The sequence below is a fragment of the Rahnella inusitata genome, assembly GCF_003263515.1.
GTDB classification, from domain to species: domain Bacteria; phylum Pseudomonadota; class Gammaproteobacteria; order Enterobacterales; family Enterobacteriaceae; genus Rahnella; species Rahnella inusitata.
On sequence record NZ_JYDE01000004.1, the window covers coordinates 13,026 to 29,613 of the forward strand.

15 protein-coding genes are annotated in these 16,588 nt (G+C 57.4%); 12 read left to right on the forward strand and 3 right to left on the reverse strand.

Translation table 11 applies throughout. The annotated features are described in order from the left end of the window. Positions 1 to 186 precede the first annotated feature (186 nt). The 12 genes from TU92_RS02285 to TU92_RS02340 all read left to right on the forward strand — a co-directional run bounded on the left by TU92_RS02285 (position 187) and on the right by TU92_RS02340 (position 12,776). Entirely contained in the window at positions 187 to 1,731 is a 1,545-nt protein-coding gene (locus TU92_RS02285) for an ABC transporter substrate-binding protein (protein WP_112164354.1), read from the forward strand. A gap of 27 nt (positions 1,732 to 1,758) precedes the next feature. Further along, positions 1,759 to 2,679, forward strand: a complete 921-nt coding sequence (locus tag TU92_RS02290; RefSeq protein WP_112164355.1) for an ABC transporter permease — start codon at positions 1,759 to 1,761, stop codon at positions 2,677 to 2,679. Beyond that, positions 2,679 to 3,545 (forward strand): ABC transporter permease, encoded by an 867-nt coding sequence (locus TU92_RS02295; RefSeq protein WP_112164356.1) that lies wholly within the window; start codon positions 2,679 to 2,681, stop codon positions 3,543 to 3,545. Before TU92_RS02290 ends, TU92_RS02295 begins: the two co-directional genes overlap by 1 nt. Beyond that, complete coding sequence (locus TU92_RS02300) at positions 3,542 to 4,471, forward strand: ROK family protein (protein WP_112164357.1); 930 nt, start codon at positions 3,542 to 3,544, stop codon at positions 4,469 to 4,471. The genes TU92_RS02295 and TU92_RS02300 overlap by 4 nt, the downstream gene beginning before the upstream one ends. Before the next feature lie 225 nt (positions 4,472 to 4,696). Beyond that, entirely contained in the window at positions 4,697 to 5,707 is a 1,011-nt protein-coding gene (locus TU92_RS02305) for a 3-oxoacyl-[acyl-carrier-protein] synthase III C-terminal domain-containing protein (protein WP_244207747.1), read from the forward strand. Further along, positions 5,704 to 6,720 carry an NAD-dependent epimerase/dehydratase family protein gene (locus TU92_RS02310; RefSeq protein WP_112164358.1) on the forward strand — a complete coding sequence of 339 codons (1,017 nt, stop codon included), beginning with the start codon at positions 5,704 to 5,706 and terminating at the stop codon, positions 6,718 to 6,720. The genes TU92_RS02305 and TU92_RS02310 overlap by 4 nt, the downstream gene beginning before the upstream one ends. Beyond that, entirely contained in the window at positions 6,713 to 7,516 is an 804-nt protein-coding gene (locus TU92_RS02315) for an MBL fold metallo-hydrolase (RefSeq protein ID WP_112164359.1), read from the forward strand. The genes TU92_RS02310 and TU92_RS02315 overlap by 8 nt, the downstream gene beginning before the upstream one ends. Next, positions 7,513 to 8,805, forward strand: coding sequence for a F390 synthetase-related protein (locus TU92_RS02320; protein WP_112164360.1), 1,293 nt, complete (start codon positions 7,513 to 7,515; stop codon positions 8,803 to 8,805). Before TU92_RS02315 ends, TU92_RS02320 begins: the two co-directional genes overlap by 4 nt. Continuing rightward, the gene (locus tag TU92_RS02325) at positions 8,789 to 9,403 is read left to right on the forward strand and encodes a phosphatase PAP2 family protein (protein WP_112164361.1); all 615 of its coding nucleotides are present in this window, start codon (positions 8,789 to 8,791) and stop codon (positions 9,401 to 9,403) included. The genes TU92_RS02320 and TU92_RS02325 overlap by 17 nt, the downstream gene beginning before the upstream one ends. Then, positions 9,396 to 10,520, forward strand: coding sequence for a sterol desaturase family protein (locus TU92_RS02330; RefSeq protein ID WP_112164362.1), 1,125 nt, complete (start codon positions 9,396 to 9,398; stop codon positions 10,518 to 10,520). Before TU92_RS02325 ends, TU92_RS02330 begins: the two co-directional genes overlap by 8 nt. 10 nt (positions 10,521 to 10,530) lie before the next feature. Next, on the forward strand, positions 10,531 to 11,646 hold the full coding sequence (locus TU92_RS02335) for a fatty acid desaturase family protein (protein WP_112164502.1): 1,116 nt from the start codon (positions 10,531 to 10,533) through the stop codon (positions 11,644 to 11,646). Further along, a complete protein-coding gene (locus tag TU92_RS02340) occupies positions 11,643 to 12,776 on the forward strand; it encodes a fatty acid desaturase family protein (protein ID WP_112164363.1) in 1,134 nt (377 codons plus the stop codon). The genes TU92_RS02335 and TU92_RS02340 overlap by 4 nt, the downstream gene beginning before the upstream one ends. Here the strand turns inward: TU92_RS02340 and TU92_RS02345 are convergent. The 3 genes from TU92_RS02345 to flhB are packed head-to-tail and all read right to left on the reverse strand — an operon-like array spanning position 12,745 to position 16,391. Further along, the gene (locus TU92_RS02345) at positions 12,745 to 13,161 is read right to left on the reverse strand and encodes a flagellar protein FlhE (protein WP_112164364.1); all 417 of its coding nucleotides are present in this window, start codon (positions 13,159 to 13,161) and stop codon (positions 12,745 to 12,747) included. The genes TU92_RS02340 and TU92_RS02345 overlap by 32 nt on opposite strands. Positions 13,162 to 13,165: 4 nt before the next feature. Then, entirely contained in the window at positions 13,166 to 15,247 is a 2,082-nt protein-coding gene (gene flhA / locus TU92_RS02350; RefSeq protein ID WP_112164365.1) for a flagellar biosynthesis protein FlhA, read from the reverse strand. After that, positions 15,240 to 16,391, reverse strand: a complete 1,152-nt coding sequence (flhB, locus tag TU92_RS02355; protein WP_112164366.1) for a flagellar biosynthesis protein FlhB — start codon at positions 16,389 to 16,391, stop codon at positions 15,240 to 15,242. Before flhB ends, flhA begins: the two co-directional genes overlap by 8 nt. Positions 16,392 to 16,588 lie beyond the last annotated feature (197 nt).

The following is a 16,588-nucleotide window of genomic DNA, read 5'->3' on the forward strand; positions in this document are numbered from 1 at the left end:
TGACATTAAACGGAAGAAATGGATATATCAATGCCAATTAGTTCACAAATTAAACTAAATATCGCGACATAAGTATTTCATATGAACTATTTGTTAAAAAATGTCATGTAATGAATACCGCTGTTTTATTCATCAGGCTGACATCACCAGAGCCACTTAATCCGATTTCCACGCAGAGGGCAGAACATGAAGATTACCCGTTACATCCGGCGTCCCGTGCAGTTATCGTTGCTGAGCAGCGCCCTTCTCGCCGCGTTTTCGCTGCCGGTTTTCGCCGCCACGCTGAACGTGATGCAAAACGAAGCGCCGCGCAGCATGGATCCGGGCAACCAAACCGCCACCTTCACCGGCACGGTATTGGATCCGATGTACGAAGGCCTGCTGCGCATGTCGCCGCAACTGAAACCGGAAGCGGCGCTGGCGACCTCATGGAGCAGCGATGAAAGCGGTCTGGTGTGGACATTCAAATTGCGCAGCGGCGTCACCTTCCATGATGGCACCCCGTTTAACGCCGACGCCGTGGTCGCCAACTTTGCCCGCCACCTCGATACCAAACGTGGTCTGGCGGCCAGCGGACGTCTGCGAACTTTCCTGGAGAGCGTCACCAAAACCGACGACTCGACCGTCGTCTTCAAATTAAAAAAACCGTACCCGGCCTTCCTGAATTTACTCACTACCGGCGCTTGTCTGATGGTCAGCCCGGCGGCGGATAAAACCGGCACGCTCGACAGCAAGGCGGTCGGCACCGGTCCTTACAAAATGGTGCAGTACAAAACCGGCGAATTCGTGTTGGAACAAAAATATCCGGGCTACTGGGGCGATAAAGCCGCCGGGCCGGATGACATCAAATGGACGTGGAGCGCCGAACCTTCGGTCATGAACATGGCGCTTCAGGCCGGTGAAACCGACGTGATCAACCCGGTGCCGCCACAATTTGCCAAAGTGCTGAAAAACAATCCGAAGTTTGCCCTGCATGAAAGTCCGGGAGCCTCCGTCTTCTGGGTGGCGCTGAATGCCGATCTCAAACCGCTTAGCGACGTCCGTGTCCGTCAGGCGCTGAACTATGCCACCGACCGCGACGGGCTGGTACGCGCCATCATGTCCGGCTTCGCGCAACCTGCCAACTCCCCTCTGGCGCCGGTCACCGCAGGCTATGACAAAACGCTGAACCCGTATCCGCTGGATCTGGCCAAAGCCAAAGCATTACTGAAAGAAGCGGGTGTGGCCGATGGGTTTACGATGTCGATTGCCGTGCAGGGGCAGGACGCGCGCATCGGCCAGGTACTGCAAAGTATGTGGGCGAAAATCGGCGTGAAACTGGACGTGCGCATCATGGAAAGTGGCGTGTGGACCAAAGCCGCCTTCGCCGATCAGGCCGGGAAAAAAGCGGATAACACCGGCGCGGTACTGGCGTCCTGGTCATCCGGTGCAAACGGCGCGGATCTCCAGCTGCGTCCGCTGTATTACAGCAAAAGCTTTGCACCGGGCGGTGCCAATCTGGGCTTCTTCAGCGATCCGAAGCTGGATGAAATGTTAGACAAAGCTGCTTCGACGCTGGATGAAAAGGCCCGCAACGCCATTTATGTTGAGGCGCAGAAAGAGATTAACCAGCAGGCGCCGCAAGTGCTGCTGTATTACCAGAATGATTTGTACGCCACCGGCACCAATATTTCTGGCGTCACCATGATCCCGGGTGGTCAGATTGTGGTGAAAGATGCACAGAAAAAATAACAGCGGCATTTACACTGGAAAAGCGCCATGAAAGCCTATCTTGCCAAAAAACTCATCGCCTTCCCGATCATTCTGATCGGGGTATCGATGCTGATTTTTGTGTCCATCCGCGCGCTGCCCGGTGATCCGGCACGTCTGATGGCCGGGCCCGAAGCAACGCAGGAAGCGGTCGATGCCATGCGCGTCCGCCTCGGGCTGGACCAGCCGATAGTGACACAATACCTGCACTTTGCCGGTGACGTGTTGCACGGCAATCTCGGCGTATCGTTGCAGTCGCAGCAACCGGTCACACAGGAAATCGGCGAACGTCTGCCGTATACGCTGATGCTGGCAGTGCTGGCCTATTTTCTGGCGGTGGCGGTGGGTGTTCCAGCAGGCATGATAGGCGCGGTTTACCGTAACCGCTGGCCGGATTTTGGCGTGATGTTACTGGCGATAGCCGGTGCATCCATCGCCAACTTCTGGCTGGGGCTGATGGCGATGAACACCTTCTCGGTCAATCTTGGCTGGCTGCCACTGCTCGGAGCGACGTCGTGGAAAAGTTACATTCTGCCCTCGGTCACGCTGGCGGTTTTACCGATGGCGGTGATGGCGCGCATGACGCGTTCGAGCATGCTCGATGTGCTCTCGGAAGATTACATTCGCACCGCACGTGCCAAGGGACTGTCTGCCACCACCGTCTATTGCAGCCACGCCTTTCGCAACGCGCTGATCCCGATTGTCACTATCGTCGCACTAAATTTCGGCAGCCTGATTGGCGGCGCGGTGGTTACCGAATCGGTCTTTAACTGGCCGGGCATTGGCCGCCTGCTGGTGGATTCCGTGCGCTATCGTGATTACCCGGTCATTCAGGGCGTCGCACTGGTGGCGGTCTGCGGCGTGGTGGTGATGAACCTGCTGGGCGAATTACTGATTGCCTTCCTGAATCCAAAAATAAGGTTCGATTAATGTCAGCCATTATCACGCAATTACCCCGTCGCAAACCGCGCACGCTGCGGTTGTTCCGCTGGTTCTGGCGTCATCCTGCGGTGACGCTCGGCGGGCTTATTGTCAGCCTGATCGTGCTGGCGGGACTCTTCGCGCCGCTGATAACCCGTCATGATCCCTACGCGCAGGATCTCATCGATACCCTGCTCGCCCCGGATGCCAGCCACTGGTTCGGCACCGACGATTATGGCCGCGATATTTTCGCCCGCGTGATTTACGGCGCGAGGATCTCGATTATCGAAGTGGTGCTCAGCGTCGGGCTGGCGATGATTGTCGGTATTCCGCTGGGGATTATTGCCGGAATGGCGGGACGCTATACCGACATGATTATTATGTGGTTTATGGATATGCTGTTCGCGTTTCCGGGCATCGTGCTGGCCATTCTGGTGGTCAGTATCCTTGGCGGCGGGCTGGTGAATCTGCTGATCGCCATTTCCCTGTTTGCCATTCCGGTTTATGCGCGCCTGAGCCGTAATCTGACGCTCGGTTTAAAGCAAATGGAGTATGTCGAAGCCGCGCAGGCGCTGGGTTTATCGAACTATCGCATCATCGTCCATTACATTTTGCGCAACGCCATTGGCCCGATTATCGTGCAATCGACGCTGACCGCCGGCACCGTTATTCTCGCCGCTGCCAGCTTGTCGTTTCTCGGTCTGGGTGTGCAACCGCCGATGCCGGAATGGGGTACCATGATGAGCGATGGCCGAAACTTTCTCGGCATCAATATTTACCTTTCGCTGTTCCCCGGTCTGGCCATTATGCTGACCGTGCTTGGTTTTAACGTACTGGGCGACGGACTGCGAGATTTACTGGACACACGCTCATGAGCTCTGCGGTTTTTTGTGCCGATATCGGCGGTTCTTTTATTAAATTTGGTGTTTCACGTGCTTCAGGCGAGGTGGAAGAGTGCGGCAAAGTTCCGACGCCCGTCGCCTCGTGGGATGCGTTCGTTGCCGCCATGCAAAATTTTATTACCCTGTATGGCGCGGATTTACCTTCCTCTACCCCGCTGGCGATTTCCACTGCCGGGCTGGTGTCTCCGCAAACCGGTGAACTGCTGGCAACCAATATTCCGGCGTTCACTGGCCGCTCGCTGGCAAAAGATTTAAGTACGGCGCTGAACCGTCCGGTGACCGCCGCCAACGACGCCGACTGTTTTGCTTTGGCGGAAGCGCACGCCGGAAATGCGCAACATCAGCCGATCGTCGTCGCAATTATTCTCGGCACCGGTGTCGGTGGCGGTCTGGTCATCAACGGCCAGTTAGTCCGCGGCCACGGCGGCGTCACCGGCGAGTGGGGACACGGTGCCATCACCCGCACGGAACTGAATATTGAAGGGAAAACCTACCTCGTTCCGCGCCTGAAATGCGCCTGCGGTCAGACCGGCTGTCTCGATAAGCTCGGCGCTGCACGCGGTATGGAACGGCTGCATCAGCATTTTCACCAGCGCGCAGCATCGAGTCTGGAGATCGTCACCGGCTGGCAGGCGGGTGACAGCACATGCGGGCTCACCGTCCGCGCCTGGCTCCAGCTGGTCGCAGAACCGCTGGCCCTGCTGGTGAATATTCTCGGCCCTTCAAAGATTATTGCTGGCGGGGGACTGGCGTCAGCGACAGAACTGATCGCGGCATTAGACCTCGCGTTGCGCGAGCGGGTATTACACCGTTACGCTGCACCGCTGTTAATACCGGGAAAATTCCTCACGGAAGGCGGGTTGGTGGGTGCATCGGTGATGGGCAGAATAGAAGGATAAATCCCTTCCGCCCTTCATCGTGAGCTGCCGCTTACACGGGCCAGGGATCAAATCAGCATGGTTTGTCCCTGCCTGAACTTCAGTTTGATTTCTTAAACAACTCTTTAAGTGTCCTCAACTCCCCCCGCATTGCTAAAACAGGTAATATATCCAATACATCCGCCCGGTGAGACGCACCCTTTCCCCGGACAAAAAATTAAAAAATGCATAAGGATATATGTGGATATTGTCAGGACTTCACCTGTTTCACCATTGCTGGTACCACTGAAAATTATCTCCTCGGGTGCGGCGTTACCACCGCTGAAAATCACCTCGGCAGAGCTGGATATACGTCTCGGTAAATCCGCCGGTTATGTGGAACAGCGTTCGGGCGTTGAACACCGTTTCCACGGTGACGATCGCGCCTCGCAGGTTGAGCTTGCGGCGGAAGCCATCACCGACGCACTGCGCCGCGGCAATATCCCGGCGGACTCGGTCGATTTACTGATTTTCGCCTCAGCCATTCCAGTGCAGGCGCTGCCATACAGTGCGGCGCACGTGCTGAAAGCGTCGCCACTTCGCGAGGGCATCAGCACCTTTGATGTCAACGCCAGCTGCGTCAGCTTTATCTCGGCGTTACAGGTCGCGGCGGGCTTACTCAATACCGGTGCCTATCGTCGCATCGCCATTGTCAGTGCGGAACTTGCTTCGCGCGGTATCAACTGGGCGCATGAAGAATCGTCGATTATTCTCGGTGACGGCGCGGCATGCGCTATCGTAGAAAAGGGAGACGGCCGCAGCGGCATTCTCTCCTGCCTGATGGAAACCTACCCCGCCGGAATTGACCTTTGCCACATCCGCGCAGGCGGCACTCGTCGTAATCCTCGTGCGGGGATCGACGACAAAGATTTCTTATTCCACATGGATGGCAAACGCCTGTTCCGGCTGGCAGCCTCCCTTATCGAAGAGTACTGGGCCAGATTATTGACCGCGGCAGATTGCGAAATGGCTGATCTCGCGACCATTGTCCCGCACCAGGCCAGTCAGGTTTCCCTTGAGCACATGCGCCGTCGTCTCAAGGTGCCTGAAGACGTGCTGGTCGATATCTACCGGCATCACGGAAATCAGGTGTCAGCTTCCATTCCTACCGCTTTGCATTACGCCATCACCCATCAACGCTTTACGCCGGGTAAACCGGTGGCGCTGGTGGGCACTGCGGCCGGATTAACCCTCGGCGGTATGGTGTTACTCCCATGAAAATTTTAGTCACGGGATCCACCAGCGGACTGGGGCGAAATGCCGTTGAATGGCTACTGAGCCAGGGGCATGAGGTGGTGGCAGCGGGTCGCGATCTGGTGACCGGTAAACTGCTGAGCGTCGCAGGGGCGAATTTCCGCTTCTTCGATCTCGACCATGCCACCCTGGCAGAATTGACTTCATTGGTGCGGGGATGCGACGCCGTTTGGCATTGTGCGGCAAAGTCTTCGCCGTGGGGTAATGCGGCAGCCTTTATGCGTACCAATGTGGATGTCACCGACCGGCTGGCGCTCGCCGCCGGACAAGCCGGTGTGCCGCGCTTCGTGCATATTTCCACCCCGGCCATCTATTTTGATTTCAAACATCACGCGGATATCGACGAAAGCTATAGCGCCAAACGCTTCGCCAATCATTACGCCCGCAGTAAGTTCCTGGCCGAAGGCTGCATCACGCAGCGCCAGCAGCAATTCCCTGCCACCCGCTTTACTGTTTTACGGCCACGCGGTTTATTTGGCGCTCATGACCGGGTGATCATCCCCCGCGTTATTGGGCAAATCCGCATGAACAAAGGTGTGCTGCGCCTGCCGCGCGGTGGTGAAACGCTGCTGGATCTGACGTTTACGCTCAATGTGGTGGAGGCGATGTGGCAGGCAACGACACAAGAGAATCTTCCTCTGGCGGCGGCTTATAACATTACCAATCAGCAGCCGGAGCAGCTCAAAGAGATGCTGCATCAGCTGTTGCGCGAACAGCTGAATATCCGCTTCACCATTAAACCGGTGTCTTATCCGCTGCTTTACGGCGTGGCGGCAGGGATGGAGCTGCTGGCGAAAGTGCGACACATTGAACCGCTACTGACCCGCTACAGCGTAGGTGCGGTAAATTTTGATATGACACTCAGCCAGACCCGTGCGATAAATGAACTGAATTATCGGCCGGTGTATTCCATGGAACAGGGCATCGCGCTGACGGCTCAGGCAATGCGGCAAAATAAGGGACTGCACCTTGGCTAAACTCACCGCTTTTGAAGTCGGCTACTGCCTTCACCCCGGCTGCATGGCGCTAAAAGGTGCCGGGTGGCGGGTGTGTAAATTTCCTGCCCGTGCATGGTTGTTAGAAGCCAGGGGCAAGCGCTGGCTATGGGATACCGGCTATGCCGATCATTTCGAGCACTACACCAAAGGAATTCTCAGCCTGTACCGCGCCACCACGCCGGTGCATTTCGACTCAAAGGATGCGCTGTTCCGCCAGCTGGCGAGTCAGGGGATTTTGCCCGCCGATATCACGGCGCTGATTATCTCGCATTTCCACGGCGACCACATCGCCGGGCTGCGTGATTTCAGCGGTGTACCGTCAATAAGCAGCATGGACGGGTGGATCCGCTCGCGTAAACTGCGCGGTGTTGCTGCCCTGAGAAACGCCTTTGTGCCGGGGTTAATCCCGGACGATTTCGAAACCGGTTTGCAGTGGATGGAGGCTTTCGAGGAAACCGCCCTGCCCGCTGAGCTCGCACCTTTTGAGCGCGGCTACCGACTTCCGGGCAGCGGTGATGAAATTATTCTGGTGCCTTTGCCAGGCCACGCCGCCGGACATATCGGCGCGTTTGTGCTCACTGATTCCGGCTGGGAACTGCTGGCCAGTGACGCCGCGTGGTCGCCGAAAAGTTATGAATCTCTGCGCGGCCCGTCGCGCATGGCGCATCTGGTGATGGACAACAGCGTGGCGTATTACCAGACTCTTAACCGCCTGCATCAGCTGCATCTCGGTGGCAACGTGAAGATCCACCTGTGTCACGAAGGCGATTTATGATCCCGCTGAAAACCCTCTGGCACTATCTGCGCACCCGCAGGCTCAGGTTTCACAGCCGCGAAAAACTGCTCGCGTGGCAACAAAAGAAACTGCGTCAGTTCGCCCGTAAAACGCTCTCACAGAGTCCGTGGTTCTCAGCCTGTGCCACGCTGCCGTTCAGTCAGTGGCCGCAAATGAACAAAGCGCTGATGATGGCAAATTTCGATCAGATGAACACGGCGGGTCTGAAGAAAGACACTTTACTCGCCTGCGCACAGCGGGCGGAACGTGACCGGTATTTTACGCCGCAAATTGAAGGATTCAGCGTCGGGCTCTCTTCGGGGACGTCGGGACAGCGCGGAATTTTTGTCGTCAGCCCGCACGAACAGCAGGTCTGGGCCGGTGGTATGCTGGCAAAAATGTTGCCACAGGGATTACGCCGCGGTGAGCGCGTCGCGATGTTTTTACGCGCGGACAATAATCTTTATCACAGCGTCAATAACCGCTGGCTGAGCCTGGAATTCTTCGATTTATTCTCCTCTTTTCATCCGCAAATGCTGCGGCTGGAAAAGTTCACGCCGACCATTATTGTCGCCCCGGCACAGGTCCTGCGACAGTTAGCGCTGGCGGTGCTGAATGAGGAACTCAGGCTCAATGTCAGCAAAGTCATCTCGGTCGCCGAAGTGTTAACGGCTCAGGATCGCCAGCTGCTGGAGCAGGTTTTCCCGCAGGTCGGTGAGGTGTATCAGGCGACTGAAGGCTTTCTTGCCGCCACCTGCGAGCAGGGAACGCTGCACCTGAACGAGGAATTTATTCACATTGAACCGGAGTGGATCGACGATAATCGTTTCATCCCGGTGATTACCGATTTTACCCGCCATACTCAACCCATCGTGCGTTATCGGCTGGATGATGTGCTGGTCAAACGCGGGCAGCCGTGCGGATGTGGTCGCGTCACGATGTCGCTTGAACGCATCGAAGGCCGCTGCGATGACGGGCTGGCGTTGCCCGGCAATGACGCGAAGCCAAAGACGATTTTTGCCGACGTCTGCAACCGGGTTATCGCCAATGCCCTGCCGCTGACCGCAGATTACCGGCTGACGCAGCGTGGCAGCGTCTCGCTGTTGTTGCAGGGCGAATGCAGTCAGGCCGAACTTGAGGAATGCAAAACGCAGCTGGAGCGGCATTTCAGTCTACAGGCCGTGGATGTTTCACAGCTACGGTGGACACTGCAGGCGGGCGATATTCCTGCGGATTTTATGCACAAAAAGCGCCGCATCATGCGCCGGGAGGATGCCGCTCATGGTTAACCGTTTGTGGCACATGCTGGTTGGCTGGGGCACCGTCGGCGTGGTGTATCAGCTGACCGACACTTTTCAGCAACCCGGTATAATACTGATGCCCTCCTTCATTGACCGGGCGATCCCATTCAGCCCGGCCGGTATCTGGCTGTATCTGTCATTCTTTCTGATCATTCCTCTGGCCTATCTGACCTGCCCGGCTCACCGGCTGCGCTGGTTGCGTAATTCGATGATGGTTACCGCGCTGTTAGCGGGCGTTGTCTATATGCTCTGGCCGACGACAATGGCTTATCCCGCGTTTACGCAGAATACCCTTAGCGGGCGGCTGCTTACCCGGTTAGCGGACGCGGATTCGACCCAGAACTGTTTGCCCTCGCTGCATATGGCGCTGACGGTGCTGGCTGTCTGGGCCGTCAGCAGCACCCGGTGGAAAACCTGCGCTTACGTGCTGTGGTCTCTGGCTATCGCCTTCTCCATTTTGCAACTACGTCGTCATCTGTTTGTCGATTTGCTCAGCGGCACAGCCCTGGCGCTCAGCGTCGGCGCACTGCTCTGGCGGTTAATGTTTGTCTCCCGTTCCGGTCAAAAGGAAAGCGCTCATGGTTGATTTAATCATTCCGATCGTTTTTATGCTGGCGGTCGTGCTGGGCGAAGCATGCCTGTTGCAGTACTTGCGTAAAGAGCCGGTGAACTGGCGGGACGTCATGTTTAATCTTAACTCCGGGCATGTGGTGCTTTGGCTGTTTCGCGGGCTGGAGATTTTTTGTTACGGGCTGGTGGTCACCCATTTCAGCCTGAACTGGGTGAGCAGCTGGCCGGCGCCGCTGGTGTGGATTTTCGCCCTTCTGGCCTGGGATTTCGGCTTCTACTGGCTGCACCGTCTGCACCACAAGTTCGGCCCGCTGTGGGCGGTTCACGTGGTGCATCATCAGGGGGAGCACTTTAACCTGTCGCTCGGCGTGCGCAATTCCTGGTATTCGTCGCTGACCTCAATTCCGTTCTTTATGGTGCTGGCGATCGTCGGTGTCCCGCTGTCGGTTTTTATCGCCGTATCGCTATTGCATTACTCTGTGCAGCTGTTTAACCACAACGCCCTGACCGGCAATCTCGGGTTCCTCGAAAAGATTTTTGTTACGCCTTCGCACCACCGTGTTCATCACGTGAATGACCGTTTCTATGCGGATAAAAACTGCGGCGGCACCTTTATTTTCTGGGACAAGATGTTCGGCACGTTCTGGCCGGGACTGCCGGAGGAAGATTTCAGCTACGGTTCCGGCAAGCAGCCGCATCCGCAGAATCCCTTCTGGGCCAGCAATCAGCCGTTCTTTCAGTATCTGAAATTACCTTTCCGCTATCAGCCCAAACCACCGCAGTTCCGCTGCGCCACTGCCAGCCTGCTGACAGGCGCCATGCTGCTGTTCTCACTGGTTGTCGGCTACGTTTGGCAATATGGTTACGGCTATCACGGCACCACATGGCCGCAGATTACATTATTCCTGTTACTGATGGCCGGAACGCTGGCGCTGGGCGGTATCGCCGAAGGCCGCAAGTGGGGCGTAACGGCGTGGCTGCTGATAACCGTAGCGCTCTCCGCGATTTTCCTGATTGGCCTGCGCTGGCACGAAACGTTTTGGATCTGGCTGATGCCGTTCATCACCCTCCACGGCATCAGTCTGGCGCTTGGGTTCGGACGCCGTCAGGCGCAGGTGCCCGCCTGTGAATAAATTACCCGCAATGCCGCTGTTTATGCCCGATGGAGAACAGGCGTTTCACCGCGCGCTGAACATTCAGGCGCAGGCATATCTGAAAGATCACGGCGACCACCGCTACGCCGACGGAGTCAGCCTGGTGAAAGCCCTCGCACTGTCGTTGTGGTGCGTGGCGGGCTACATCATTTGCCTCACGCAGCACACCGGCTGGGGATTCTTCGGCGGATATCTGCTGTTCGTGCTGATGGGTATGCTGCTGAACGTCAACGTCAATCACGATGCCTCGCACAATGTCTTTTTACGCAGCACGCGCGCCAACCGAATCATCAGCCGTCTGGTCACGTTGCCGCTGGGTGTCGACCCGGATTACTGGCGGGTCCGCCACGTAGAGTTCCACCACCGCTACGCCAACGTCGAACATTACGATCTGGATACGCAGGAAAACGGTATCTTCCGCCAGAGCCCGTACCAGCAACATCGCCCGCACATGCGCTTTCAGCATCTATACTGGCCACTGATTGCCGCGTTGTCCCTGCCTTATATCGCGTGGATTTTTGACTGGTCGGACCGAATGGGCAAAACCCCTTTAAAGCTGACTGATGCGCTGCCCGGCAGACGCGGCTGGGTGATTTTCGCCGGGTTTAAGCTTCTGCATTTATTACTGGTGCTGGTCGTTCCACTGTTCGTCGCCCATGCCCACGGCATCGGCACAGGCGTGGTGATTGCCAGCTATCTGGTCAGCCAGATGATCGCCTCCACCTTCGTGGTATTTCTGCTGCTGGGGACACACTGGGCGCAGGCGGAATTTTATGAAGCGCCCGCCGCAGGCAAAATGCCGCAGGGCTGGTATAAGCATAATTTCGCCACCGCCTGCGACTGGCACCCTTCGCCGCTGTGGCTGGAAAAATGGTTCGGGATGCTCAACCTGCATCTGACGCACCATCTGTTTCCGGGCTGGCATCACCGGCATTATCCGGCGCTGGCGAAGATCATTGCCGCGCTTGCCACTGAACACGGGCTGAATTATCGCTGTATCGGCTATCGCCAGTTGCTGCGCGAACAGCAGGATTTTCTGCGCAAAATGGGCAACGGTGAGGATTTGCGCACAGCCGAAAGTTCAGGCCCGTGGAGTCAGAAATGACCGCGCCGACCTATCAGCAACGCGACGATCTGGCGCTGCATCGCGACCTGACCAAAGCGGCAAATCAGTATCTGCTGCAACGTCACGATCACCGGTTTGCCGATGGCTGGATGATCGGCAAACTGCTGTGCCTGATCGCGCTGTGCGGGCTGTTTTACACCACAGCCCTGTTGAGCGGTGAACCCGTCATTTTTGCCTGCGGTTATTTTGCGTTTATTTTTACTGCCATGTTGCTGGCCATCAATGCCGTGCACGATGCCTCGCACAACGCGTTTTTCCGTCAGGCATGGGCGAACCGCGCGCTGAACTTTGTGATTTGTATTCCGCTGGGGCTGGACGCCGACTGCTGGCGGGTGCGCCATGTGGAATGTCATCACGCGCACCTGAATGTGCAGGGTTACGATCTCGATATCGAGGAAAACGGCGTGCTGCGCCAGACGCCTTTCCAGCGGATTAAAAGTTTTATGCAGGCGCAGCAATATTACTGGCCTTTTGTCGCGGCGCTGACATTTCCTTGCATCATCTGGTTTTTTGACTGGATCGACCGCGCTGGTAAAACCCGCGTGCAGCCAAAAATGCGCCATCAGGGCATGCGCGGCTGGGGGCTGTTTCTGACGGCCAAAACGCTGCATCTGCTGCTGGCACTGGCGCTCCCCTACTGGATTTTGCGCCAGCAGGGTATCGGCGGCGACAAGCTGCTATGGTGTTATTTAGCCGGACAGATGCTCTCTTCGCTGATTTTTGTTGTGCTGATTTTAGGCTCGCACTGGGCGATGGGGACGTTTTATGAAGTCCCTGAAGACGGGCATTTCCAACACGGCCGCTATCGCCACGTTTTCGCGACCACCATCGACTGGGTGCCTTCTCCGCGCTGGCTGTCATACTGGATGGGCGAACTCAACCGTCACCTGACACACCACATTTTCCCCAACTGGAACCACCGGCATTATCCGGCTCTTTCGGACATTATCGCTCAAGTCACACAGCACCACGGCGTGACCTATCACTGCGTTTCATTGAAAGAGATTTTGATTGCCCAGCAGCGATTCCTGCGGGCGATGGGGAAAGGAGAGACAGCGACAGGATTGATGGATAAACCTACTGATAATTCACAATCACCTGATTGCTGAGAACGCGTAACGGCGGATTCATCGCCCCTTTGCCAGGCACGAAGTAAATAAGCCGCATCGGCGAACTGGCCGCCTGACCGTAAAAAGAACGTGTCTGGCCGCTGTCGCCGTCGAGCGCCACGCAGCGGTTCATCGTGTTACACAATTGGACCTGAAGCCCCGCCGGACGTGGCCCCATCAGTTCATATTTCCAACTGACAGTAGTGATGGTCGCCGAGGCACGCTGCCGTACGGGGGAACTCTCGCCCGCCGCCAGCGCCGCCGACAAGGCCATCACGCCACGGTTTTGCAGCGTTACGCCGCGCTGTGTGTCCGACCAGGAGCCGGACGCCGCCAGCCCTTGTCCGCTGACGCACAGCAGCAGCCACAACGCCGCCTTTTTCATCGTCTTATTCCCCACCGATGGTCGCGGTCATGCGGATCTGGCGGCTGTCGCTCATTTCCAGATTCGACATCACCACAATCTGCGGCAGTGAACGGCGCAGGAAACGTGACAACAGCGGACGCAGCGCGTGGTTCACCAGCAGAACCGGCGGCGCACCGAGCATATCCTGACGCTGTAATGCCGCTTCGGACTGCGTCAGCAGACGATCGGCCAGACCCGGCTCGAGCCCGCCGCCGCTTTGCAATGCCTGTAACAGCAGGCGCTCCAGCGCGGTATCGAGCCCGATAACCTGCACTTCGCCGGTGCCAGGGAACCATTGCTGAGTAATCGCACGGCCCAGGGCCACGCGTACGACCGAGGTCAGCTCGTTCGGATCCGGCTGGGTCGGCGCGTATTCTGCCAGCGTTTCAATAATGGTGCGCATGTCGCGGATCGAGACGCGCTCGGACAGCAGGTTTTGCAGCACTTTGTGCATGTTGGTCAGCGAAATCACGCCCGGTATAAAGTCTTCGGTCAGTTTCGGCATTTCTTTGCTGACGCGATCCATCAGCTCCTGCGTTTCCTGACGGCCAAACAGCTCACGGGCGTGGAGGCTTATCAGGTGATTGAGGTGTGTTGCCACCACGGTGCTGGCCTCCACCACAGTGTAGCCCTGAATCTGCGCCTGTTCGCGCATCGCCGGTTCAATCCACACGGCGGCCAGACCAAAGGCCGGATCGACCGTCGGCTCACCCGGCAGCTCGCCAATCGCGCTGCCAGGATTGATCGCCATCCAGCGGCCCGGATGCGCCGTGCCGGTGCCAATTTCGACGCCTTTCATCAGAATACGGTAGCCCGCAGGCGGCAGTTCGAGGTTATCGCGGATATGGATAACCGGCGGCAGATAGCCCATTTCCTGCGCGAATTTCTTACGGATACTACGGATACGCCCCAGCAGTTCGCCGTTTTGCGCGAAATCCACCATCGGGATCAGTCGGTAACCGACTTCCATCCCCAGCGGATCTTCCAGCTGAACGTCCTGCCAGCTGGCTTCCACCAGCTGTTTGTTTTCGCCTTCGACCGGCGCGGCGACTTTCACCACCGGTTCTTTTTGTTCCTGACCACGGATCCACCAGGCCAGCGCCAGCAACCCGGTAGTGAACAGCAGGAAGACCAGATTCGGCATGCCCGGCACCATACCGAGTAATCCGAGCACACCGGCACTGAGCATCATGACGCGCGGATTGCGGAACAGCTGGGTGACCATCTGCTCGCCGACGTCCTGATTGGTGCCGACGCGGGTCACTATCACACCCGCTGCGGTGGAGATCACCAGCGCGGGGATCTGCGCGACCAGACCGTCACCGATGGTCAGCAAGGTGTAGCTTTCCGCCGCGTGACCGAAATCCATGTCATGTTGCAGAACGCCGACCAGCAGGCCGCCGACAACGTTAATGATCATGATCATCAGACCGGCGACGGCGTCACCGCGCACGAACTTACTCGCACCGTCCATCGAACCGTAGAAGTCGGCTTCCTGCGTCACGTCGCTGCGGCGCTGTTTGGCTTCGTCTTCACCAATCAGACCGGCGTTGAGATCGGCGTCAATCGCCATCTGTTTGCCGGGCATGCCGTCGAGCACGAAACGCGCGCCCACTTCGGCGATACGCCCCGCACCCTTGGTGATAACCATAAAGTTAATCAGGACGAGGATGATAAAGACCACGATACCGATGGCGAAATTACCGCCGACCAGAAAGTGGCCGAAGGCTTCGATCACCCGCCCTGCCGCCGCGCCGCCGGTGTGACCTTCCAGTAAAATCACACGGGTCGAGGCCACGTTGAGCGACAAGCGCAGCAACGTGGAGAACAGCAGAATGGTTGGGAATGCGGCAAAATCCAGGGTCCGCTGGGTGAACATCGCCACCAGCAGCACCATGATGGACAGCGCGATATTAAAGGTAAACAGCAAGTCGAGCAGGAACGGCGGCAGCGGCAGCACCATCATCGACAGGATCATCAGAATCAGGATAGGGCCAGCCAGCACCTGCCATTGTCCGGACTTAAAGTTGGCGGGTAAACGCAGCATCGCGGCCAGATTAGCCATGGGTATCAGTCTCTCCTGCAAAATCCAATGCTTCAGGCACCGGTAAATGTTGAGGTTTTTTAGGGATCAGTCCGCCTTCACGCTTCCAGCGTTTCAGCTGATAAACCCAGGCCAGAACTTCGGCGACCGCAGCGTAAAGCGCGGCCGGGATTTGCTGACCAATGTCGCTGTGCCGGTAAAGCGCACGCGCCAGCGGCGGCGCTTCCAGCATCGGAATTTTGTGTTCGGCACCCAGCTCTTTAATGCGCAACGCCACGTTGCCCGCACCTTTCGCCAGCACCTTCGGCGCGCTCATTTTGTCTTCACTGTATTGCAGCGCCACGGCGTAATGCGTCGGGTTGGTGACAATCACGTCGGCCTTCGGCACATCGGCCATCATGCGGCGTCGGGCCATTGCACGTTGCTGCTGGCGGATACGCCCTTTGACGTGCGGATCACCCTCCTGACTTTTATGTTCGTCGCGGATGTCCTGCTTGCTCATACGCAGTTTTTTCAGGTTGCTCCAGATTTGCCAGAACACGTCGAACGCCACCATCGGCGTTAACCCGAAGACGACCAGCAGCCCGCAAAAAACCACCATATGCAGCGCTTCAGCGAGCGCCGGAATGGTCGGCTGGGCGATAAGCCGCAGCATCTCCGGCCATTTGTGCCACAGGTACATCCCCGCTACGCTGCCGACCAACGACGCTTTTAATATCGCCTTCAGCAGCTCCGCCAGCACCTGACCGGAAAACAGCCGCTTGAACCCGGCAATCGGATCCATGCGGCTGGCCTTAAATTCGAAAGATTTCGCGCTGAACATCAGCCCGCCCAGCAGCAGCGGCGCGGCGAGTGCGATCAAAATCAGCCCGCCGATCACCGGTATCAGCGCCATTACTGCGCGCCCGAGCAGCGAGGCCATTTGCTGCAACATCTGCCGGTCATTACCGATGACGTTGTGATCGAAATTCAGCCCCTGCGCAATCATCACGCCGAGCTGACGCGACATGGATTCGCCGGACATCCACAGCAGCGTCAGACCGCCGCCGAGCATCAGCATCGAGGTCAGCTCACGCGAGCGCGGGATCTGGCCTTCTTCACGGGCTTTTTCTAACCGGTGCGCCGTGGGGGCTTCACTTTTTTCGAGATCGCTTTCTTCAGCCACCGGCGGTTCCTGTCAGGGTTTACCCGGCTTTAAAAAGCGACGGGCACAATTTTGCAAAACTCCCAAAGACATTGGAGTTGCAGCAAGGCAGCGAGTGAAAGAATCCCGATGAGCTGACATAAAGTCAGTGATTCGGGTGATTGAGCGACGCTAACGCCGCTGCAGCTTCAATGACGCAGGGATAGCATGACAAAAGC